Origin of the sequence: Paraburkholderia franconis, from assembly GCF_009362735.1 — a bacterium.
GTDB classification, from domain to species: Bacteria; Pseudomonadota; Gammaproteobacteria; order Burkholderiales; family Burkholderiaceae; genus Paraburkholderia; species Paraburkholderia franconis.
The window spans coordinates 133,614-153,888 of the sequence record NZ_WHNP01000020.1 but is presented as its reverse complement, the minus strand read 5'-3'; the positions used below and the strand labels follow the sequence as shown (position 1 = coordinate 153,888).

At 64.3% G+C, this 20,275-nt stretch carries 16 protein-coding genes and 1 pseudogene; 4 read left to right on the top strand and 13 right to left on the bottom strand.

The window, feature by feature from the left end; genetic code table 11:
- A pseudogene (locus tag GCT13_RS22220) lies at nt 1-178 on the bottom strand (IS256 family transposase); the annotation flags it as partial.
- Between the two features lie 70 nt (nt 179-248).
- Nucleotides 249-494 carry a hypothetical protein gene (locus GCT13_RS22215; RefSeq protein WP_152761654.1) on the bottom strand — a complete coding sequence of 82 codons (246 nt, stop codon included), beginning with the start codon at nt 492-494 and terminating at the stop codon, nt 249-251.
- A gap of 631 nt (nt 495-1,125) precedes the next feature.
- Here GCT13_RS22215 and GCT13_RS22210 point away from each other — a divergent pair.
- Nucleotides 1,126-2,433 (top strand): solute carrier family 23 protein, encoded by a 1,308-nt coding sequence (locus GCT13_RS22210; RefSeq protein WP_152761652.1) that lies wholly within the window; start codon nt 1,126-1,128, stop codon nt 2,431-2,433.
- 85 nt (nt 2,434-2,518) lie between these two features.
- Here GCT13_RS22210 and GCT13_RS22205 read toward each other — a convergent pair whose 3' ends face one another.
- Nucleotides 2,519-4,183, bottom strand: coding sequence for a Na+/H+ antiporter (locus GCT13_RS22205; protein WP_152761650.1), 1,665 nt, complete (start codon nt 4,181-4,183; stop codon nt 2,519-2,521).
- A 132-nt stretch (nt 4,184-4,315) separates the two neighbouring features.
- Nucleotides 4,316-4,579, bottom strand: a complete 264-nt coding sequence (locus GCT13_RS22200) for a hypothetical protein (RefSeq protein ID WP_152761648.1) — start codon at nt 4,577-4,579, stop codon at nt 4,316-4,318.
- Nucleotides 4,580-4,618: 39 nt separating this feature from the next.
- On the opposite strand from GCT13_RS22200, the gene GCT13_RS22195 reads away from it, so the two are divergent.
- Both GCT13_RS22195 and GCT13_RS22190 read left to right on the top strand, forming a co-directional pair.
- The gene (locus GCT13_RS22195; protein WP_152761646.1) at nt 4,619-5,893 is read left to right on the top strand and encodes an EAL domain-containing protein; all 1,275 of its coding nucleotides are present in this window, start codon (nt 4,619-4,621) and stop codon (nt 5,891-5,893) included.
- A 36-nt stretch (nt 5,894-5,929) separates the two neighbouring features.
- Nucleotides 5,930-6,634, top strand: a complete 705-nt coding sequence (locus GCT13_RS22190) for a copper homeostasis protein CutC (RefSeq protein WP_152761644.1) — start codon at nt 5,930-5,932, stop codon at nt 6,632-6,634.
- A 64-nt stretch (nt 6,635-6,698) separates the two neighbouring features.
- Here the strand turns inward: GCT13_RS22190 and GCT13_RS22185 are convergent, their stop codons facing one another.
- Nucleotides 6,699-10,298 (bottom strand): indolepyruvate ferredoxin oxidoreductase family protein, encoded by a 3,600-nt coding sequence (locus GCT13_RS22185; protein WP_152761642.1) that lies wholly within the window; start codon nt 10,296-10,298, stop codon nt 6,699-6,701.
- 343 nt (nt 10,299-10,641) lie between these two features.
- Here GCT13_RS22185 and GCT13_RS22180 point away from each other — a divergent pair, with 343 nt between their 5' ends.
- Entirely contained in the window at nt 10,642-11,259 is a 618-nt protein-coding gene (locus GCT13_RS22180; RefSeq protein WP_152761640.1) for a glutathione S-transferase family protein, read from the top strand.
- Between the two features lie 41 nt (nt 11,260-11,300).
- Here the strand turns inward: GCT13_RS22180 and GCT13_RS22175 are convergent, their stop codons facing one another.
- The 8 genes from GCT13_RS22175 to GCT13_RS22140 all read right to left on the bottom strand — a co-directional run bounded on the left by GCT13_RS22175 (nt 11,301) and on the right by GCT13_RS22140 (nt 20,087).
- On the bottom strand, nt 11,301-12,239 hold the full coding sequence (locus GCT13_RS22175) for an ion channel (RefSeq protein WP_152761638.1): 939 nt from the start codon (nt 12,237-12,239) through the stop codon (nt 11,301-11,303).
- Nucleotides 12,240-12,533: 294 nt separating this feature from the next.
- Nucleotides 12,534-12,779, bottom strand: coding sequence for a hypothetical protein (locus GCT13_RS22170; protein WP_152761636.1), 246 nt, complete (start codon nt 12,777-12,779; stop codon nt 12,534-12,536).
- A 102-nt stretch (nt 12,780-12,881) separates the two neighbouring features.
- Nucleotides 12,882-13,103, bottom strand: a complete 222-nt coding sequence (locus GCT13_RS22165; protein ID WP_087734270.1) for a hypothetical protein — start codon at nt 13,101-13,103, stop codon at nt 12,882-12,884.
- A 201-nt stretch (nt 13,104-13,304) separates the two neighbouring features.
- Nucleotides 13,305-14,219, bottom strand: a complete 915-nt coding sequence (locus GCT13_RS22160; RefSeq protein ID WP_152761634.1) for a carbohydrate kinase family protein — start codon at nt 14,217-14,219, stop codon at nt 13,305-13,307.
- A gap of 18 nt (nt 14,220-14,237) precedes the next feature.
- Nucleotides 14,238-15,512, bottom strand: a complete 1,275-nt coding sequence (locus tag GCT13_RS22155; protein ID WP_152761632.1) for an AGE family epimerase/isomerase — start codon at nt 15,510-15,512, stop codon at nt 14,238-14,240.
- Nucleotides 15,509-16,495: a LacI family DNA-binding transcriptional regulator gene (locus tag GCT13_RS22150; protein WP_152761630.1), complete on the bottom strand. Its 987-nt coding sequence runs from the start codon at nt 16,493-16,495 to the stop codon at nt 15,509-15,511. Before GCT13_RS22150 ends, GCT13_RS22155 begins: the two co-directional genes overlap by 4 nt.
- Before the next feature lie 438 nt (nt 16,496-16,933).
- A complete protein-coding gene (locus GCT13_RS22145; RefSeq protein WP_152761628.1) occupies nt 16,934-18,772 on the bottom strand; it encodes an EAL domain-containing protein in 1,839 nt (612 codons plus the stop codon).
- 292 nt (nt 18,773-19,064) lie between these two features.
- Nucleotides 19,065-20,087 (bottom strand): bile acid:sodium symporter family protein, encoded by a 1,023-nt coding sequence (locus GCT13_RS22140; RefSeq protein ID WP_152761626.1) that lies wholly within the window; start codon nt 20,085-20,087, stop codon nt 19,065-19,067.
- Nucleotides 20,088-20,275 lie beyond the last annotated feature (188 nt).

Genomic DNA, 20,275 nt, shown 5'->3' with positions numbered 1-20,275 from the left:
GTACCACCGCGCGTTGTCCATGCAAGGTCTTGACGTTCTCGAATCGCTCCAGCAGCGCCGACAGTTCCGCTTCGATTGCCTGCTGAATCACTTGCCGCGCTCCGTGTCGCACCAATTCGTCCAGGCCCAGACCGACTTCCGATAGACCGACAACTGCTTTTTCCGTAAACTTGCTCATGGTGGATGGTTTGTTGTTTGCTGGTTTCCGACTTCGACAATCAGATTCTCAGCTGAAACCTCCACCGCCTTCAATCTCCCGCCTCAACTCCCCCGTACACCAGTTCCGACTTTAGCTCCTTTTCGTTCCTTGTGTTAACGAAACGACGCGACGCCTCGCCCTTATGCTCCGGGCTATCTGTGATGGTGTCGCCGTTATCCAGTTCGCTACCGACGAACGCGAGCGGAAGCTTGCGCGGGTGACATAGCTGCACTCGCTCAGTGCGCGCGCCGAGGGTAGCGAAGCTATAGAGCGTGCCTTTCTTGTTTTCCGACATTTCCCGACCTCCCTGGTAGATAGCTGAAAAGTGCGGGCCGGTGACGCAACCGGCAATGCAGTGACGGAACAGTGCCGCCTGTCGTCAGATTGAAATGGACCAGGCTGTAGTGCGGTATCAGACGAACTCGGATTTATGTAGGTCCTTTCGCGATCGCATGCGGATTGATACAACCCCCCAAAAAAAACCGCTCATGCCGGGGAGCATGAGCGGAAAGTCGGAGAGTTACAACATCGCTAGCGCTACTCAATCAATCGGGGTCACGCAGCCGTTGCAGTGTAGAGAGCGCGGTATCCGTTCTGATATCAGATAACTCCCAAAGCTCTTATCCGGGAAAGCGGCGCGCATGGGAAGCCCGCGGCGTTCCGCGCGAGCCGTCATTTCCAGATTGCTCAAAAAAGAGGCGCCCGCGACGGGCCATCAGGCGCGCCATCCGAAGACGGCAATGCGATGTTTTCGCTTCGATACAACACCGGGCGACGCCGTTGCGCCCGCGCATTTTGCTTGGCTTGTCAGCGCCAGGCGCTCTCCGTACACTCGCGCGTAGTTCAAGAATCCCATCCTGGACCGCGCCGCACTCGCGGCGGCGCACCCCACACAAGATCTACGCCAATAGAGGAGAGCCCCCGCGATGGCCGATTCCTATTTTCCGCGCTGGCGCGTCCAGCCGAAGAGCGTCGAAGGACGCGTCGTCAACACCGACGAGCGTTTGCCCGGCCCGCAGATGCTCGCGATGGGCATCCAGCACGTCGTCGCGATGTTCGGCTCGACGGTGCTCGCGCCGCTGCTGATGGGCTTCGATCCCAATCTGTGCATCTTCATGTCGGGTATCGGCACGCTGCTGTTCTTCGTGCTGGTCGGCGGCCGCGTGCCGAGCTATCTCGGTTCGAGCTTCGCGTTCATCGGTCTCGTAATCGCGATTACAGGCTATACGGGACAAGGGCCGAACCCGAACATCCCCGTTGCGTTGGGCGGGATCATCGCGTGCGGCGTCGCTTACATCATCATCGGGCTGATCGTGTCGGCCGTCGGCACGGCGTGGATCGAAACGTTGATGCCGCCCGTCGTGACGGGCTCGATCGTCGCGGTGATCGGCCTGAATCTCGCGCCGATCGCCGTCAAGGGCGTGAGCGGCAGCGCGTTCGATTCGTACATGGCGCTCGTGACGGTGCTGTGCGTCGGCGCGGTGGCCGTGTTCGCACACGGCATGCTGCAGCGTCTCCTGATTCTCGTCGGCCTGCTGATCGCCTACGCGATCTACGCCGTCGTCACGAACGGCATGGGGATGGGCAAGCCGATCGACTTTTCGATCGTCGCGAACGCGTCGTGGTTCGGCATGCCGCATTTCATGGCGCCCGTCTTCAACGGCCAGGCGATGACACTGCTCGCGCCCGTCGCGGTGATTCTCGTCGCGGAGAACCTCGGGCACATCAAGGCCGTCAGCGCGATGACGGGGCAGAACCTCGACGGCTACATCGGCCGCGCGTTCATCGGCGACGGTCTTGCGACCGTGGTGTCGGGCTTCGCGGGCGGCACGGGCGTGACGACGTACGCGGAAAACATCGGCGTGATGGCCGTCACGAAGATCTACTCGACGCTCGTGTTCGTGATCGCCGCCGTGATCGCGCTGGTGCTCGGCTTCTCGCCGAAGTTCGGCGCGGTGATCCAGACGATTCCGGGCCCGGTGCTGGGCGGCGTGTCGATCGTCGTGTTCGGGCTGATCGCGGTGACGGGCGCGCGCATCTGGGTCGTCAACAAGGTCAACTTCTCCGACAACCGCAACCTGATCGTCGCGGCCGTGACGCTCGTGCTCGGCGCGGGCGATTTCTCGCTGAAGCTCGGCGGCTTCGCGCTGGGCGGCATCGGCACGGCGACGTTCGGCGCGATCATTCTGTATGCGCTGCTGCGTCGCAAAGGTCCGCAAGAGCCGGCCGTCTGACGCTTCGTCACTCACCAAAGAACGGGCGCCTCGAGTCTCCTGGCTCGCAGGGCGCCCGTTTCTTTCGCACCTTTTCAGTCCTTCGTCATTCCTTCTCTTTGCCCCGCGTAAGCAGTGCCGTCTCCGACAGATCCACTTCGCGCATCAGCTTGTTCATCGTGTCGTCGTTGATTCGCAGCCTGCTGCGCATGTCGAGCAGCGTCGCGCGCTCGGCGCGCATTGCCGCGAGCTTCATCTGGAACTCCAGTGCCTCGCTGCGCCGCGCTTTGTCGGCGGGACCGATGTCGTCGTCCAGCGTCGCGAGACGCCTGCGGTAAATGCCCATCACGCGCGCCGTCACATCGGCGGCATGGGCCGATGCGGCTTCGTCGAGGTCGGCCGTCAACGTTTCGTGCAACTCGTCGATTGCGCGAATCGCCGCCTGCGCGGCCTGAATGCGCGCCGTGCGTTCCTCGGCCGCATGAGGATCGGCGCGGCGCCGCGCGCCGTTCATCAGCAACGGCAAGCCGGCCACGGCCACGACGAGCGACACGAGAATCACGCCCGACGCGATGAAGATCGCGAGATCGCGTCCCGGCAACGGCTGTCCATTCGACAACGCGACAGGCAATGACAGCACGCCCGCGAGCGTCACCGCGCCGCGCACGCCCGCGATCGTCGTCATCGACACCGTGCGCAGTCCGGGCACCGCGTTCGCGACGCCGTGTTTCGCCGCGCCACGGCTCGCGAACCAGCGCAGCGTCCACACCCACACGAAACGCAGCGCGTAGAGCGCGATTGAAACGGCCGCGACGTAGAGAATCAGCCGCAGCTCGGAGCCGCTCTGTTCCTCATGCGCATCCAGCAGCGCGCGGCCGATGATATGCGGTAGCTGCAGCCCGAGCAGAATGAAGACCATGCCGTTGAAGATGAACTCGATCATCGTCCACGTGACGCTTGCCCGCACGCGCGCCGATGCCGGGCTCGTGGTGGCGAACGCCGAGTAGTTCATCGTCATGCCCGCTGCGACGGCGGCGAGAATGCCCGAGAAGCCGAAGTGCTCGGCGAACAGGTACGCGGCGAACGGAATCAGCAGCGTCATCACGACGCCGGGTGCGGGGTCGCCTTCTTCCGTGAGATTGAGAATGCGCGTCGATGCGTAGCTGAAGAGCCAGCTGACGGCCGCGCCCATCACCAGTCCGCCGAGCGCGATGATCACGAAGCTCACCGACGCATCGCGCAGCGAGAACACGCCCGTCAGCGCGGCGGCCACTGCGAACTTCAACGCGACGAGGCCCGACGCGTCGTTCATCAGCGCTTCGCCTTCGAGGATGTGCATCAGGTGCTCGGGCAACCGGTTGCGGCCCGCGATGCCGGACAGCGCGACGGCGTCCGTCGGCGAGAGCACGGCGGCGAGCGCGAACGCGACGGGCAGCGGCATCGACGGCACCATCGCGTGAACGAAATAGCCGACGGCGACGACCGTCATGAACACGAGGCCGAGAGCGAGCATCAGGATCGCGCGGCGCTGCATGAAGAATTCGCGCTTGGGTATGCGCCAGCCGTCCGCGAACAGCAGCGGCGGAATGAACAGCATCATGAAGAGCTCGGGATCGAACGTCACGTGCAAGCCGAGGCGCGGCCACGCGAGTAGCGCGCCGAATGCGATCTGCACGAGCGGCAGCGGCAGCCTGAACGGCACGAGCCGCACGACGACGCCGGAAGCGGCAACGGAGAGCAGCAAGATCAGAACGGTAAAGACGATTTCCATCGGAAGCGGGATGTGGACGACAGGCGGAAGCGCGCGAAGCAGGCGCGAGGCTTCGGGGCGACGGTTCGGAACGGCAGAACGGCACTTGGCGGCGACACCAGCCAGCGACACTTCGCGTACGGCATGAAGCCGCTAGGCTCGGGCGCTGCCGTCCGGCATTCCGGTCAGCCCGAAGTTTAGCCCGACCATGTGAATTCCCGCCGCGAACATCGCAAGACGACCGAAAGCCTCGCGCACCGCGACGGTGCATCGCACGCCCTCGCGCGACGCATGCGTATTGCGCGCGGTGCAGCGCCCGATGCGGCTTTCGGTGATGCGTGCGCCACCGTGCGCATGGAGCTTGCTTATCAGGAGCCGATGACGCACATTTTGAGGACGGACGCCGCGCTTTCGCATTCGCGACGCGCGTACCGGACTCTTGCGTGAGAGGACTGCATGACCATTGCGCAACAGGAAAGAACAGCGGTGCCGCACGGATTCGAGCTCAGCGTGACCTCGGGCCTGCAGCGCTATTCGATACAGCACGGCGACCTGACGCTCACGAGCGTCTTTCAGCCGATATTCAGCCTCTCGCACATGCGTGCCGTGGGCTACGAAGGCCTGCTCCGCGCGCACGATCCATTCGATCGCGTGGTGTCGCCCGTCGATGTATTCGGCGAGGCCGCGCGCGTCGGCGAGGTGCTGCACGTCGACAGGCTCGCGCAGTCGCTGCATCTCGAGAACTTCAACGTGCTCGGCGCCGAGCGAGAGTGGCTCTTTCTCAACGTCCATCCGGGCGTGCTGATCGACTCGTATCATTCGGCGGCGCTGCTCGCGAATCTGCGGCGGCTGAACCTGTCGCCGCGACGCATCGTGCTCGAAGTGCTCGAGCAGAGCGCGCAGGACATCGACCGGCTCGCCGACGCCGTGCGCCAGTTTCGCGAGCGCGGCTTCCTGATCGCGCTCGACGACTTCGGCGCGGGCCATTCGAACATCGAGCGCATCTGGCAACTGAATCCCGATATCGTGAAGCTCGACCGCATCATGCTGTCGCATGCCGCGCATCGCGCGGACATGGCGTCGATCCTGCCGGGCCTCGTCGCGCTGCTGCACGAAGCGGGCAAGCTGGTGCTGATCGAAGGCGTCGAGACGGAGCACGAAGCGCATATGGCGCTCGCCTGCAACGTCGATTTCGTGCAGGGCTTTTACTTCGCACGTCCGCATCCGGGGCTCGCGGACGCAGTGCATGCGACGGCGTGCATCGGCGAGCTGACCGAGCGTTACCAGTCGCTAGCGGAGGAGCGCGAGCGGCGCAACGCGTCGCGGCTCGCGCCGTACATTCGCGCATTCGAGCGCGCGGCGGAACGGCTCGCCGCAGGCGAACCGCTCGACGAAGTGTGCTGGAATTTTCTCGCGCTCGATCATGCTGCGCGCTGCTATCTGCTCGACGACAAAGGCCGGCAAGCCGGGCGGAACGTGGTGCTGCGCGCCGATCGCGCGACGCACGAAACGCGCTTTCTGCCGCTATCCGATGCGCAGGGCGCGAACTGGCTGCGCCGTCCGTATTTCCGCACGGCAATCGACGCGCCCGAACGCGTGCACGTGACGCGGCCTTATCTGTCGATCAACGAGGCGGTGCCGTGCGTGACGCTGTCGGTGGCGACGCAGATCGGCAACCGTACTTGCGTGCTGTGCGGCGACATCGACTGGTTCGAGGAACCGCGCTTCTGAGATCATGTCGCTTTCATCACGACATGACTCTTTGATATGGCCAGCGAACGTGTGCTGCTCGAAGTGATCGCGACGACGCTCGCCGATGCGAAAGCCGCTGCGCGCGGCGGCGCGGATCGGCTCGAACTCGTCACCGCGATGGGCGAGGGCGGGCTGACACCGAGCATCGGTTTGATCGAGGCGGTGGTGGCGGCCGTGCCGATTCCTGTGAACGTGATCGTGCGGCCGCATAGCCGTTCGTTCGTCTACGATGCCGGCGATTTCGCCGTGATGCTGCGCGACGTGCGCGCGGCGAAGTCGGCGGGCGCGAGTGCCGTCGTGATCGGGATGCTGACGGTGTCGCGCGAAGTGGACCGCGACGGCCTGGCGCGCGTCGTGGAAGCCGCCGACGGCATGCCCATCACGTTTCATCGCGCATTCGACGAAGCGCGCGATCTGCATGAAGCACTCGATGTGTTGCTCGGCTTCGATGCCGTCACGAACGTGCTGACGTCGGGCGGCAAGCCTTCCGTGCTGGATGCGACCGCTGAAATAAGCTCGCTTGCGCGGCACGCCGATCGGACGCATTGCACTGTACTGGCAGGTGCGGGATTGACCGTCGATCGCGTCGCGGACTTTGTGCGCGTGACGCAAGTGACAGCCGTTCACTTCGGCTCGGGCGTGCGTGTCGACGGCAAGGGCCTTGCGCCCGTCGACGAAGAAAAGGTGCGGCGCGTGACGACTTTGCTGGACAGCCTGTGATCCGTGCCGTCAGCGTGTGCCGTGCTTAAACACTTATGCACGGCACACGCGTTCGATCATCACATTACTTCGCAACGACCACCGGAATGCCACGCAACGTTCCCGCGCCCTTCGCTTCTTCGAGCGCTGCGTTGACGGCCGCGCCTGTTGCCGCCTCGATATGCAGACGCGCGGCCAGTTCGCGCTCGCTGCGTTTCACCGCCGCGAGATTCGCCAGCTTCACGTGACCATAGCCGCGCACGCGGGCATGCAGATCTGCGAGTTTGACGATCTCGTCGGCGGTGACGTTGTTGAGCATCACGAACGCACGTTGCATCGTCGTTTCGTAGTCGGTGGAAAGCTCGCGTTCCATCCGTCGTTCGACGGTGCGGCCAAACGGGTCGAGCATCGTGCCGCGCAGCCCGCGCCACTTCGACATTACGCCGAACACGGGCCACATCCATTGGCCGAATGTCTTCTTCTGCGGCTTCGCGCCGTGTTTCGCGCGTGAGATCGTCGGCGGCGCGAGATTGAACTTCACGCCAAAGTCCTTGCCTGCAACGCCTTCGAACTGCGCTTCCAATGCTGCGCGGAAAGCGGGATCGCTATGCAGGCGCGCGACTTCATATTCGTCCTTCACGGCGAGCAGCCGATAGAACGTTGTCGCAACGGCGCGGCTCAAGCGCTCTGCCTGCGTGCCGTCGAGCCTGCGTTCCGCCTGACGCGCCGCATCGACCAGCGCGCGATAACGCTTCACATAAGCCGTGCCGCCATAAGCGAGCAGCCGCGCTTCGCGGTCCGCGATCAATGCATCGAGCGTTTCGTGCGTTTCGTGCGATGCGGCAGGCTGTACCGCATGACGCTGCGCCCACAGCGCTTCCAGACCTGCGGGATCGGCGGCGGCCATGCGGCCAATCGAGAACGCGAGCTGATTCATCTGCACGGCGACGTTGTTCAATTCGATCGCGCGCATCATCGCGGCGAACGAAACAGGCACGAGGCCCAACTGCCACGCGAAGCCGAGCATCAGAATGTTGGCGCCGATCGTGTCGCCGAGGAAGCGCGTCGCGAGCGACTGCGCATCGCACGACGACATGCGCTCGTCGCCCGCTGCGTGACGCATCTTGTCGAGCAGCGCATCCGCATGCAGATTCGCATCCGGGTTCTGCACGAACGACGCGTTCGGAATCGCATGCGTATTCACGACGATGCGCGTGCGGCCATGACGCACGGTCTGCAACGCATCGGCACTCGCGCCGACCACCATGTCGCAGGCGAGCAGTACGTCGGCCTGCTGCGTGTCGATGCGCACCTGGTTCAGCCACTCGTCGCGCGCGGCGAAGCGCACGAACGACAGCACCGAGCCGCCTTTCTGCGCGAAGCCCATGAAGTCGAGCACCGACGCGCTCTTGCCTTCCAGATGCGCGGCCATGCTGATCAGCGCGCCGACCGTCACGACACCCGTGCCGCCGACGCCCGTCACCAGAATGTCGTAAGGCGCGGCGTCGAGATGCGTCGCGGGCAACGGCAATGCATCGACGCGCGTGGCCAGCGCAGCCGCATCGAACGCGACACCCGCGGCCTTTTTCAGCTTGCCGCCTTCGATCGTCACGAAGCTCGGGCAGAAGCCGTTCACGCACGAATAGTCCTTGTTGCACGACGACTGATCGATACGGCGCTTGCGGCCAAGCGGCGTTTCGACGGGCTCGACGGACAGGCAGTTCGACTGCACGCCGCAATCTCCGCAGCCTTCGCACACTTCTTCGTTGATGAAGAGGCGCTTGTCCGGATCGGGAAACTCGCCTTTCTTGCGGCGGCGGCGCTTTTCAGCCGCGCACGTCTGGTCGTAGATCAGCACCGTCACGCCGTCGATGTCGCGCAGCTCGCGCTGCACCTTGTCGAGTTCGCTGCGGTGATGGAACGTCGTGCCCTTCGGGAAGAGGCCATGATGGCCGTCGTATTTCTCCGGCTCGTCGCTGACCACGACGAAATGCGACACGCCTTCCGCTTCCACCTGACGCGCGATCTGCGGCACGGAGATGCTGCCGTCGACGGGCTGGCCGCCCGTCATCGCGACGGCGTCGTTGTAGAGGATCTTGTAGGTGATCGTCGCATTGGCCGCGACGGCCTGGCGGATCGCGAGAATGCCCGAGTGGAAGTACGTGCCGTCGCCGAGATTCTGGAACACGTGGCGCGTCTTCGTGAACATCGAGTGCGCGGCCCAGTCGACGCCTTCGCCGCCCATCTGGATCAGCCCCGTCGTGTCGCGCTCCATCCACGAAGCCATGAAGTGACAGCCGATGCCTGCCTGCGCGATCGACCCTTCGGGGACCTTCGTCGACGTGTTGTGCGGGCAGCCTGAGCAGAAATACGGCGTGCGCTTGACGGCATCGGCGGCATTCGACAGGATTTGCGGCGCGACGAGATCGACGACACGCTCGCGGCGATCGAGCGCGGGCTTGTGCTTCGCGAGCCAGTTCGCGAACACGGGCAAAATGCGCGACGGACGCAATTCGCCGAGCGACGACAGCAGCATCGAGCCGTCTTCCGCGTGCTTGCCGACGATCACAGGCCGCGCGCCTTCCTTGCGGTTGTACAGATAGTCCTTGATCTGCTGTTCGATAACAGGGCCTTTCTCCTCGATCACCAGCACTTCGGAAAGACCGGAAACGAACGCGTCGATGCGCGTCATTTCGAGCGGGAACGACAGGCCGACCTTGTAGATGCGCACGCCCGCCTTCTCCAGATCGGCGACGGTGAGATCGAGCCGGCGCAGCGCTTCCATCAGGTCGAGATGCGCCTTGCCGCACGTCACGATGCCGATGTTCGCGTGCGGGCTCGGCGCAATCCATTTGTCGATGCTGTTGACGCGCGCGAAGTGGCGCACGGCGTCGAGCTTCGCGTGCAGACGCTGTTCGATCGTGAGGCTCGGCAGATCGGGCCAGCGGTTGTGCAGGCCGCCTGCGGGCGCGCGAAAGCCTTCGGGCGTCGCCCAGTGCGTTTGCAGCGCGTCGAGATCGACCGTCGAGCCCGATTCGACCGTCTCCGAAATCGCCTTGAAGCCGACCCATGCGCCCGAGTAGCGCGACAGCGCCCAGCCGTACAGACCGAATTCGAGCATGTCCGCGACGTTCGACGGATTCACGATCGGCATATGCCACGCGATCATCGCGAAGTCGCTCTGATGCGGCATCGACGACGACACGCAGCCGTGATCGTCGCCCGCGACCACCAGTACGCCGCCATGCTGCGACGAGCCGTACGCGTTGCCGTGCTTGAGCGCATCGCCGGCGCGGTCGACGCCGGGGCCCTTGCCGTACCACATCGCGTACACGCCATCGACGGTGCGCTCCGGGTCCGCCTCGACGCGCTGCGTGCCGAGCACGGCCGTGCCGCCGAGTTCTTCGTTGATCGCGGGCAGAAAGCGCACGTCGTTCGCGTCGAGCAGTTTGTTTGCCTTCCACAACTGCTGGTCGACCATGCCGAGCGGCGAGCCCCGATAGCCGCTGATAAAGCCGGCCGTGTTCAGGCCGCGCGTCTTGTCGAGCTGACGCTGCATCAGCGCGAGGCGCACGAGCGCCTGCGTGCCCGTCAGGAAGATGCGGCCGCGCGTGGCCGTGAGGTTGTCCGAGAGGCGGTAGTCGGCGAGTGCCGGGGTGCCGTCGATGGGCAGACGAGCGGTCATCGTGGAGTCTCCGTTTCTGTTATGCGTTTCGCCGCCGACAAATCGTGCTCGTTGTGTGCTCGTTGCCGCCGCAGCGAAAGAGACTCCATTCTTTCGCGTCAATTAGAGAGAATTCTTGCTACTTTTTGCGGTTGATCAATTGCGGACGAGAGGATTCCTGGCATTCCGCCTTGTTTTGAGATAGATCCACCGCTTCGGAAAAAGCGGCTTTTTTCGATGATTCGCGCCGCGCTGGCGTGGACGCTTTTTGTTGGGATGGCTGGCCATTCGGACGAGGTTCACACAGCCCGCCGTTGGGTTACGCTATGCCGACCGATGTGCAACGAAGGCATAGGGAGGGGCGATGAAACTGTATTACTGGCCGAAGACGCGGGCTTTCCGCGCGCTGTGGATGCTCGAGGAGATCGGCGCGCCGTATGAACTGGCGCGCGTGAACCTTCGCGCGGGCGAGCAGGACACGACCGATTTCCATCACGTCAACCCGATGTGCAAGCTGCCGGCGCTCGACGACGACGGCGTGCAGGTCGCCGAATCGGGCGCGGTGCTGCTGTATCTCGCCGATCGCTTTCCGCAGTCGAAGCTCGGCGCGCCCATCGGCGATCCGTTGCGCGGGCGTCTTTTGCAATGGCTTTTCTTCACGCCGGGCTGCCTCGAACCGGCGATGGCCGAAAAGCTGACGGGCGCGTCGGGCAATTCGTTCAGCTTCGGCTGGGGCAATCTGGAGCGCGTGAAACTCGCGATCGACACGGCGCTCGACGAAGGCGAATGGCTGCTCGGCGAGCGTTTTACGGCCGCCGATCTGCTGCTCGCCAGCACGTTGCAGATCGCGTTCGTCGCGAAGCTGCTCGAAGCGTCGGGACGCATCGGCGAATACGTCGAGCAGGCGATGGCGCGCGACGCGCACGCGCGGGCGATGGCCGTCGAGCAGCGTGAAATCGACGCGCTGAAACTGCATCATTGAAACCCGTGTGCTGACGGGGCCGAGCGTGTTGTGCCGAACCGTCAGCCCGTCGGCTGCTGCTGGATCTCGTGTGCCGCGAGCGGAACGACGTCGTCGAAATACGTGTAGTCGATATGGCTCACGCCGTTCTCTTCGCGGATCAGATCGACGAAACGGTGCTGCCAGCGGATGTCGTCGCTGGGCCACGAGAAGCGCGCCTGCATCGTCTGCGAGGTGTTTTCGTCGGAGCCTTCTATCGTGATCAGCAACGACGCGTCCTGTTCGGCGAGGCTTTCCGGCGTTTCGCCATAGAGCGGGCTCGCTTCGTCGATCACGTGCATCAGGTTCCAGCCGAGGTAGAACATCGGTTGCTGGTCGCGCACGAGACCGAGGTCGTAAATCCTGCGCAGCACGTAGCCTTCCGACGACCGCTCGACGCGCATCAGTCGCAGCCGCGCGCGAGCCTCGACGATGACGTTTTGCCTCGCGTTCGCCGTGCGCACCATCAGCGTGGTGCGTCCGTCGATGGGGCGCACGATCGCGTAGCGCGAGAACATGATCTTCGCGCGCGGGCGCGAGAAGCGCGCAAAGATCAGACCGGTGGCGAGTGCGATGCCCGACATGCCGACGAAAATTTCGAGCGTCGCAATGAGGTGTGCGTATAGCGTCTGCGGATGCATGTCGCCGTAGCCGACCGTCGCGAGCGTTTCGACGCTGAAGAAGAATGCGCCCGCGAAGCCTTTGGGGTTCTGATTCGCAATCGACGCGCTGCCGAGTTCGTACAGCGATCCGAAGAACGAGTTCAGCAGCAGGAACAGGACGGCGAGCGACACGAAGAAGACGGGCCAGCTGATCGTCAGTGCGCGGTGGTAGAGGTCCTGCCACACGCGCAGCGGCAGACCGTGCGCGACGACGACGTGCGAGCGCATGCGAATCTTCCGGTCGAGGACTCGGCCTTTGCGTGGCGGGTGATCGTTGGAATCGGGCGGGGTCGCGCTCATTCTTGTTGTGTTCGGCTGGTTCTGCTGACGTGGGTGTCCTGCAGCTTCATGGCGCACGCGTGCGGCACACTCGCTGCCGCGCGTAGTGTAGCGCTTGAACCCGTTCGATACACGCAGCGTCGCCGTCACGCGGGCGCAGCCGCGCGGCGCGTACGGCCGTGCTGCCAGGCTCAGTGCGTTGTCGCGTCGGAGAAGACCCGCATGCGCCGGGACGGGCGAATCCAGTCGACCGCCAGTTCGATCGCCTGATGCGCGGTCTGTTCAGCCCGCGCCGGCCGGCGATGCACGCGCGCGTCAGGGAAATGTCCGCGGCTTCGGCACGCCCGCGCCGTGTTCGATATCGGCGACGGCTTGCTGATGCGCCGTTTCGATTGCTTCTGCCTCGGTTGCAAAACCCCCATCGCCACCTACCGTGGTCCAGCGCTGCACGGGATGGTCGCGATGCCGGATTTCATACTCCGCGTCCCAGCGCGCGCCTTGAAGCTCAAGAGGACGTACGTGTATCGCATACACGCCGTAAAGGAAGAGCGGTTCTGCCATGATCGCCTCCGCCTGTTCAAGTCGAAAAGGCCATCGGCGCGGCGCGCGGCGGACGCGCCACGTCTGCCTCGATGCATACACCCCGGCGCACGAGCCCAATGCTTATAGTTCGATCTCGCCGAGGATTCTGTGGGCCAGTGCCTTCGCTTCTTCGAGCGCTTCGTCGGCCGTTGCCGAGGTGGCTTCGACTTCGTAGACCGTGTCCTCTGTCTCGTCGCCTTCGTCGCGCGAGAGCGAAACCACGCCCTGATACTTTCCGCCATCCAGCGGGCGGGTCGTCGCCGTCGCCGTGTAGAGACCTTTGGTGTAGGTGACGTCCTCCATGATGCATCTCCTGCAAGGGGGAGATTCCATCGTAGCACGCGATTTCGACGCTCACATGTCGGTGCTTCGGAGCGCGCTCCCGGCTCTCGCGCGCCGTCGAGCGCTTCTGCACAGACGGGTGAAGTAGCAGCTTCGGCGCGCGTTCCAGCGACTTCTTACGGCAACTTCTTACGGCAACTTCTTACGGCAACTTCTTACGGATCAATCCTGCAACAGCGATACCACTTCATCGAGCGTCGGCGAATGCGCGCCCGAATGGCGGCAGGCCGCCGCGCCCGCCGCGAGCGAGAACGCCAGATGCTCTTCCCACTTGCGCTGCGGCGCCGTCATCAGGCTGAACAGCAGGCCGCCGATCGACGCGTCGCCCGCGCCGACGGTATCGGCGACGGCCACGCGCGGCGGCTGCGCTTCGACGATGCGCTCGCCGTCGATCAGCGTCGCCTTCTCCGAGCCGCGCGTGACGAGCACGACCGCCTTCGGGTTCATCGCGCGCAGTCGCGCGAGGGCGGACGCTTCGTCGTCGGTCTTGAACAGCAGCCGCAGGTCTTCGTCCGACACTTTGATCAGATCGGCGAGCGACGCCATGTGGCGCAGCGTCGGCTCGTAGCCGTGCTCCATCAGGTTGCGGTAGTTCGGATCGAAGCTGATCTTCACGCCGCGCGCGCGCAGCTCGGCCGCGAGCTTTGCGAGCGTCGCGCCGATCGGCTGGCGCACGAGGCTGATGCAGCCGAAGTGTGCCCACTTCACATGCGACATCCAGCCTTCCGGCAGCTTCGACGGATCGAATGCCAGGTCCGCGCTGTTGTCGCCCATGAAGAAGTACGCGGGCGGATGCGTCTGATGCACGACCGCGAGCAGCGGCGCGCGCTCGACGCGCTGCATGAAACGCATGTCGAGGCCGGCGGCGACGCTGGCGTTCCACAGATCGTCGGAGAAGTTATCGACGCCGAGCGAGCCGGCGCACGCGGTCGGCAGGCCGAGCCGCGCGACGGCGCGCGCGACGTTCCAGCCCGCGCCGCCCGGCACCGACAGCCAAGTTGAAGGACCCGTGCGCACGAGATCGGTGAGGATGTCGCCGGCGGATACGAAGTCGGGAAATTCGGGGCTTGCGCTCATGATGCTCACCGTACAGGGTTATTCGGACTTGCCGGAGGGCTGCAACGCGGAGGGCAACGCGTGATGCAGCACTTCGTAGCATGCGCCCATCGTGTGATAGTCGGTCTTGCCGGCCGGGCTCTTTTCGTCGCTGTACTTGCGGTTGTCGCACGTGAGGATGCGATACCACGCACCGTACCGATGATCGACGAAATGCGTCCAGCTATAACGCCAGATCTCGTCGTACCAGTCCCAGAAGCGCTCGTTGCCCGTGCGCTTGCCGAGCAGCGCAGCCGTCGCGAACGTTTCGGCCTGCACCCAGAAGTACTTGTCGTGATCGCAGACCGTGCGGTCCGGGCCGAAGCCGTAGTAGAGGCCGCCGTGATCGTGGTCCCACGCGTGCGTCATCGCGGCGTCGAACAGTTCGATTGCGCGCGGCAGCAGCCACGGCAGCGGACGATGCCGTTCGAGAATCAGCAGCAGCTTCGCCCACTCTGTCTGGTGGCCGGGCTGGAAACCCCACGGACGGAAGATGTTCGAGCTGTCTTCCTCGTTGTAGTGCCAGTCCACCGACCAGTCCGCTTGAAAGTGCTCCCACACGAGCCCTTGCGAGAGCTTCGCCTGGCGCAGCGTGATATTGGTCGCGACGCGCTCGGCACGGTCGAGGTACACGAGATGGCCGGTCGCTTCGTAAGCGGCGAGCAGCGCTTCCGTCGTGTGCATGTTCGCGTTCTGGCCGCGATAGGAACTCACGCGCCAGTCGGCCGTGGCTTCGTCGGCGTAGAGACCCGTCGCCGCGTCCCAGAAGCGGTGCTCCATCAGCTCGAACGTCGCGGCGATCATCGGCTTCGCTTCTTCGATGCCCGCCATCGCCGCGTGCGCATACGCGAGCAGCACGAATGCGAGGCCGTAGCAGTGGCGCGTCGCGTCGAGCATGCGCTTGTGGCCGTCGCGCCAGTCGATCTCCCAGTCGTAGCCCTGATGATGCGGGTCCCAGTGGCCGTCGCGCAGGAACTTCAGGCCATGCTGCGCGTATTCCAGATGTTGCGGATCGCCGAACTGCCGGTACGCCATCGCATAGTTGAAGACAAAGCGGCAGCTGCTGACGAGATGGCGCGTCGCGCGGTTGTAGATCGTGCCGTCGTCGCGGAAGAAGTGGAAGAAGCCGCCGCTCGGGTCGAGCACGTTCGGCGCGTAAAAGCGCAGCGAGTCCTCGATGTGCGACAGCAGGAAAGCGCTGTCGCGGAAGCTCGCGACGGGCGGCGCCTTGTGGTCGGCGTTGTCGTTCGAAAGAGTCGTGTCGGGTTGTTTCATAGCGTATTCACCGAAGTGCTGGCACGGACAACGAGTTGGACGGGTACGCGAATATCGAGTGCGGACGGCGCATCTTCGAGCAGCAGTTCGACGCCGCGGCGGCCGAGCGCTTCCTTGTCGACGGCGATCGTCGTAAGGGGCGGACGCGCGTGCGCGGCGGCGGGAATGTCGTCGAAGCCGACGATCGCGATGTCTTCGGGCACGCGCAGGCCGCGCGCGAGGCACACGCGCAGCGCGGCGAGCGCGGCAAGGTCGTTGTACGCGAAGACGGCGTCGGGGCGCGGGCCGGGGCGGTCGAGCAACTGCTCCATCGCGAGCGCGGCGCCTGCGTCGGGGTCGAGGCCCGCGTCGATCGTCACTTCGAGCGACGGATCGAACAGCAGTCCCGCTTCGAAGAACGCGCGCCGGTAGCCGAGCGCGCGCTGCGCGATGCTGTAGTGCGCGAGCGAGCCGCCGATGAACGCGACGCGCGTGCGCTTCTGCGCGAACAGATGCTGCATCGCGAGCGCGGCGCCCGCCTGGTTGTCGAGATTCACCGAGCGCAGGTTTGGCGCCCACAGATCGATCAGCACGAGCGGGCGCTGCATCGCGGCGAGCGTCGCGAGCGTTTCCGGCTCGACAAAGCCCGCGATGGCGATCGCATCCGGCGCGTGCAGGCGCATCTGCTGGACGACGTCCTCGGTCGGACCGGCCGTCAGCACGGACGGGACGATGCCGCGTTCGCGGCAAGCGTCTTCGACGCCGTGCAGCACATGCGAGAAGAACGGGCTGACCGCGAAGTTGTTGTGATGCCGATGCAGCAGGAACGTGAGCCGGCGAATGCGCGGGCGCAGTTGCGCGGAGTCGTAGCCGAGTCGGCGCGCCGTTTCGACGATGCGCTCGCGCGTCGATTCCGACAGGCCCGGCTGATTTTTCAGCGCTCGCGAGACCGTGCCGATCGACACGCTGGCTGCGCGGGCGACGTCGCGGATCGTTGTAGCCATCGAGAGAAGCTGCCGTGCGCAGACGCGCCGCAGCGAAGTTCAGGTTCGGGTGATTGTATAGTAAAACGCTGTCCACAAACCCCTGTCACCTGGCTTTAGATACGCGTAGATACCCGTAGATAGGCTTGCGGGAGGTTAATCTGTTGTTTAGTAAAATTCACTAAACGATCCTTCGAATCGCCGATTGGCGCGGCCTGCCGGATATTCCGACGGCAGCAGGCGTGCGCGGTGGACCGGGCTTGCCGGTGGCTCGATGCGAGATGAATCAGGGAATGGAGCGCGCGCAGTCGGCACCTTGCTTGAAGGTGACTGCTCGGGATGACAGAAGAATGTCGGCCCAATGGATGTCGACCCGGATATCGATCCGATAGGGCCGTCGCGTCGGGCGCGGGCTGCGGCGGCGACGCTTTGACGCGAAAAGTCAGCTTGCTTCGAAGCTCAGTCGACGGCGGTCGCCGTCCGTCCTCGCAACAGCGCCTGGCTTTCCTCGAATCCGATCAGCACCAGGCCGGACGCCTCGCTCTTCGCGCGGCGTTTGGCGAGCGCTGCGACCGAGGCGATGTCCTCGCTGCTATGAAGCTGTTGGCCTGTCTGCGGCCCGACGTGCACGCAGCCGATCGCCATCGTCACGAAGCCGAAGAACGTCGGATTGCCGCGGCGGTCCTCGCCGTGGATGCCGCACGCGAGCCGGTCGGCGGGCGCGTAGAAGCGCTGCGCGCCCTCGTTGAACATGTGGATCGCGCGTTGCGCGCGCTCGCGCCAGTCGTCGCTCTGGAACAGGATCAGGAAGTCGTCGCCGCCGACATGCCCGAGAAAGTCGCGCGTCGGATCACAAACCTCCGCCAGCACGTGCGCGGCGAACTTCAGCACTTCGTCGCCTTGCCAGTAGCCGTACTGGTCGTTGAAAGGCTTGAAGTGATTCAGGTCCACGTAGCACGCGTAAAAGCCCGAGTCGTTGCCGAGCAGGCGTCTGATGTGCGAGCTGATGGGGATGTTGCCCGGCAAGAAGGTGAGTGGATTCGCGTAGCGGGCCGCCTCGATGCGCACTTCCGTCACTGCGCGCACGAGGCTTTCGCCCGTGCCGAGCCCGACGTAGCGGCCTTGATCGGTGATCACGAAGCCGTCAGCGAGGTAGCGCTGGTCGTCGCTGGCGAGCAGCTTCGCCATGTCCTCGACCGTCATCGACTTTTCGATCACAACGGGCGACGCGTTCGCGAACAGCATGCACGGCCGCTTGCCGAATAGCTCGCGGTGATAGGGCAGCGCGTAGCGGTCCATGAACGCGCGGCGGTTGATCAGCGCGACGGGCTCGTTTTGCTCGACGACGGCGACGGCGTGCAGGTTCGGCATCCGGTTGAAGAGTTCGAGGACGTCATTGTTCGTCGCGTGGCGCGGCAGCGCGGGCGCATGCACGATCATTTTCGCGGACGCCATGCCGCCCGAAGGCGATGCGCTGACCGCGCGCGTCGCTTCGGGGAACACGGCGATGTGGCCCGCGCGCAGTGCTTCGCGGGCGTCGTCGGCGACGGCGCGCGGCGGGCGCGCATGCGGCTTGCCGAAGAAATAGCCTTGTCCGCAGCCGATGCCCATGTCGCGCACGACGATCAGATCCGCTTCCTTTTCGATGCCCTCGGCCACGAGCCGCGCGCCGCTCGCCGCGGCGAAATGCTGCATCGCCTTGACGGCCTCGAATTTGAGCGGATCGCTGGCGATGTCGTGGATGAAAAAGCGGTCGATCTTCACGACATCAGGCTGCAGACGCACCCACAGATTCATGCTGGCGTTCGCCGTGCCGTAGTCGTCCAGCGCGAACTGCGCGCCCGCCATGCGCAAGACGGAGATCGCGGGCAGAAAGCTCGCGACATCGGGGATCGCGCTCTGTTCGGTCAGCTCGATCACGATGCGCTCGGCGTCGACGCCCATGTTTCGCAACATCACGAACGTGCTGTCGCGGTTGTCGGCCAACTGGCGGATCGCGCCCGCGCTGAAATTCACGAACAGTTTGCCCTCGTACCCGAGTTGCGCGAACGCCTCGATGCAGGTGCGCGCGGCCGCGCGTTCCAGCGCGATCACGCTGCCTTCGGCTTCAGCTTGAGCGAACAGCGCGTACGGTGTTTCGAGCGGCGTGCCGACCGGTCCACGAATCAGGCCCTCATAGCCGAGAATGGCGCCGTCGTCGAAATCGACGATGGGCTGGAAGACGGCAGACAGGTCGCGCTGCACGATCAGGTCTTCGATGCGCGGCGCTACGGTGGGGGAAGACGAGCGTTGGGACATGACAAACGACCGGAGCATTCGACCGTCGGCATATCGGCATTATTCATGCGGAATTAAGTGAATTTTTAGTGACAGTCGACGCCGCGCGCGGTGCGCGACGGAAACGCTTTCACCACTCGAAAAAAGGTCGCGATTTCGTGCGTTTGTCCTATGACATTTGCACGAGGCGACAGCATGCCGGCGGCGCGCTGAAATAACGAAACGCCAACGAAAAAGCCGCCCGGAGGCGGCCTATGACATGCACTCAGGGAGAGCGCTTATGAATCACATCTCGTATGGATCGCATGCGGGCCTAGCGGCGCGCAACAGCGGCTGTCGCGCCTTTCTTCGCAGCGCGCTTCTCGGCGCTGGTGTCGCGCGCGCCCCAACGTTGCGCGAGCGCGGCGCAGACCATCAGCTGGATCTGATGGAACAGCATCAGCGGCAGCACGACGGCGCCGACCGCGTGCGTCGCGAAAATGACCTTGGCCATCGGCACGCCGGACGCGAGACTTTTCTTCGAGCCGCAGAAGATGATCGTGATCTGGTCGGCGCGGCTGAATCCCAAACGCTTGCTGACGATCATCGTCACGAGGAGCGCGAGCGCCAGCAGCACTGCGCACACGACCAGCAGCCCGCCCAGCGCGGCGAGCGGAATCTGATGCCACAGCCCTTCGTTGACGGCCTCGCTGAACGCCGCATACACCACCAGCAGAATCGAGCCCTGGTCGACGAATTTCAGCACGGCGCGGTTGCGCTCGATCCATCCGCCATTCATCGGCCGCAGCAACTGCCCGGCGACGAACGGTACGAGCAGTTGCAGCACGATATTCCATACCGTATGCCAAGGCGAACCGCCGCTCGCCGCCTGGTTCGTCACGATCATGCTGACGAGGGCGGGTGTGATGAAGATGCCGAGCAGACTGGAGGCCGACGCGCTGCATACGGCCGCGGGCACGTTGCCTTTCGCAATCGACGTGAACGCGATCGAAGACTGAACCGTCGACGGCAGCGTGCAGAGGAAGAGGATGCCGGCGTAGAGCGCGGGCGTGACGAGCGGAGAAAGAAGCGGTTTGAGTACGAGCCCGAGTATCGGAAACAGCGCGAACGTGCTTAGCAGCACGACGATGTGCAGCCGCCAGTGCGTCGCGCCGGCGACGATCGCCTCGCGCGACAGCTTCGCGCCGTGCAGGAAGAACAGCAGCCCGACCGCGATGTCCGTGACCCAGTTGAACGCCTTCGACGCCTGACCGTGAACGGGCAACAGGCTGGCGAGAATCACGGTGCCGATCAGGCAGAGCGTGAAATTGTCGGGAAGGAGTTTCGGACGGGCCATCTTTCAAATCTCGATGCTGATCAGGCGGTTGCCTTGCCGTTGCCGGCAGGCGAACGCCAAAGGACTATTGTCAACGCAAAGCGATTAAAAAAGCAAATTCATTTGCCGAATTGATTAATTACAGAAACGCATTAAACGGGCGACTTATGGGAATGAGTGCGCGAGCATTGGGATGCCGGGAAGTAGCC

What these genes read in the sequence shown, in the direction of transcription:
- GCT13_RS22185 (WP_152761642.1), bottom strand. Translation starts at nt 10,298, where the DNA reads ATGACCGCTCGTCTGCCCATCGACGGCACCCCGGCACTCGCCGACTAC.
- GCT13_RS22160 (WP_152761634.1), bottom strand. Translation starts at nt 14,219, where the DNA reads ATGAGCGCAAGCCCCGAATTTCCCGACTTCGTATCCGCCGGCGACATC.
- GCT13_RS22150 (WP_152761630.1), bottom strand. Translation starts at nt 16,495, where the DNA reads ATGGCTACAACGATCCGCGACGTCGCCCGCGCAGCCAGCGTGTCGATC.
- GCT13_RS22180 (WP_152761640.1), top strand. Translation starts at nt 10,642, where the DNA reads ATGAAACTGTATTACTGGCCGAAGACGCGGGCTTTCCGCGCGCTGTGG.
- GCT13_RS22170 (WP_152761636.1), bottom strand. Translation starts at nt 12,779, where the DNA reads ATGGCAGAACCGCTCTTCCTTTACGGCGTGTATGCGATACACGTACGT.
- GCT13_RS22155 (WP_152761632.1), bottom strand. Translation starts at nt 15,512, where the DNA reads ATGAAACAACCCGACACGACTCTTTCGAACGACAACGCCGACCACAAG.
- GCT13_RS22215 (WP_152761654.1), bottom strand. Translation starts at nt 494, where the DNA reads ATGTCGGAAAACAAGAAAGGCACGCTCTATAGCTTCGCTACCCTCGGC.
- GCT13_RS22195 (WP_152761646.1), top strand. Translation starts at nt 4,619, where the DNA reads ATGACCATTGCGCAACAGGAAAGAACAGCGGTGCCGCACGGATTCGAG.
- GCT13_RS22210 (WP_152761652.1), top strand. Translation starts at nt 1,126, where the DNA reads ATGGCCGATTCCTATTTTCCGCGCTGGCGCGTCCAGCCGAAGAGCGTC.
- GCT13_RS22205 (WP_152761650.1), bottom strand. Translation starts at nt 4,183, where the DNA reads ATGGAAATCGTCTTTACCGTTCTGATCTTGCTGCTCTCCGTTGCCGCT.
- GCT13_RS22140 (WP_152761626.1), bottom strand. Translation starts at nt 20,087, where the DNA reads ATGGCCCGTCCGAAACTCCTTCCCGACAATTTCACGCTCTGCCTGATC.
- GCT13_RS22200 (WP_152761648.1), bottom strand. Translation starts at nt 4,579, where the DNA reads ATGCGAAAGCGCGGCGTCCGTCCTCAAAATGTGCGTCATCGGCTCCTG.
- GCT13_RS22165 (WP_087734270.1), bottom strand. Translation starts at nt 13,103, where the DNA reads ATGGAGGACGTCACCTACACCAAAGGTCTCTACACGGCGACGGCGACG.
- GCT13_RS22175 (WP_152761638.1), bottom strand. Translation starts at nt 12,239, where the DNA reads ATGAGCGCGACCCCGCCCGATTCCAACGATCACCCGCCACGCAAAGGC.
- GCT13_RS22190 (WP_152761644.1), top strand. Translation starts at nt 5,930, where the DNA reads ATGGCCAGCGAACGTGTGCTGCTCGAAGTGATCGCGACGACGCTCGCC.
- GCT13_RS22145 (WP_152761628.1), bottom strand. Translation starts at nt 18,772, where the DNA reads ATGTCCCAACGCTCGTCTTCCCCCACCGTAGCGCCGCGCATCGAAGAC.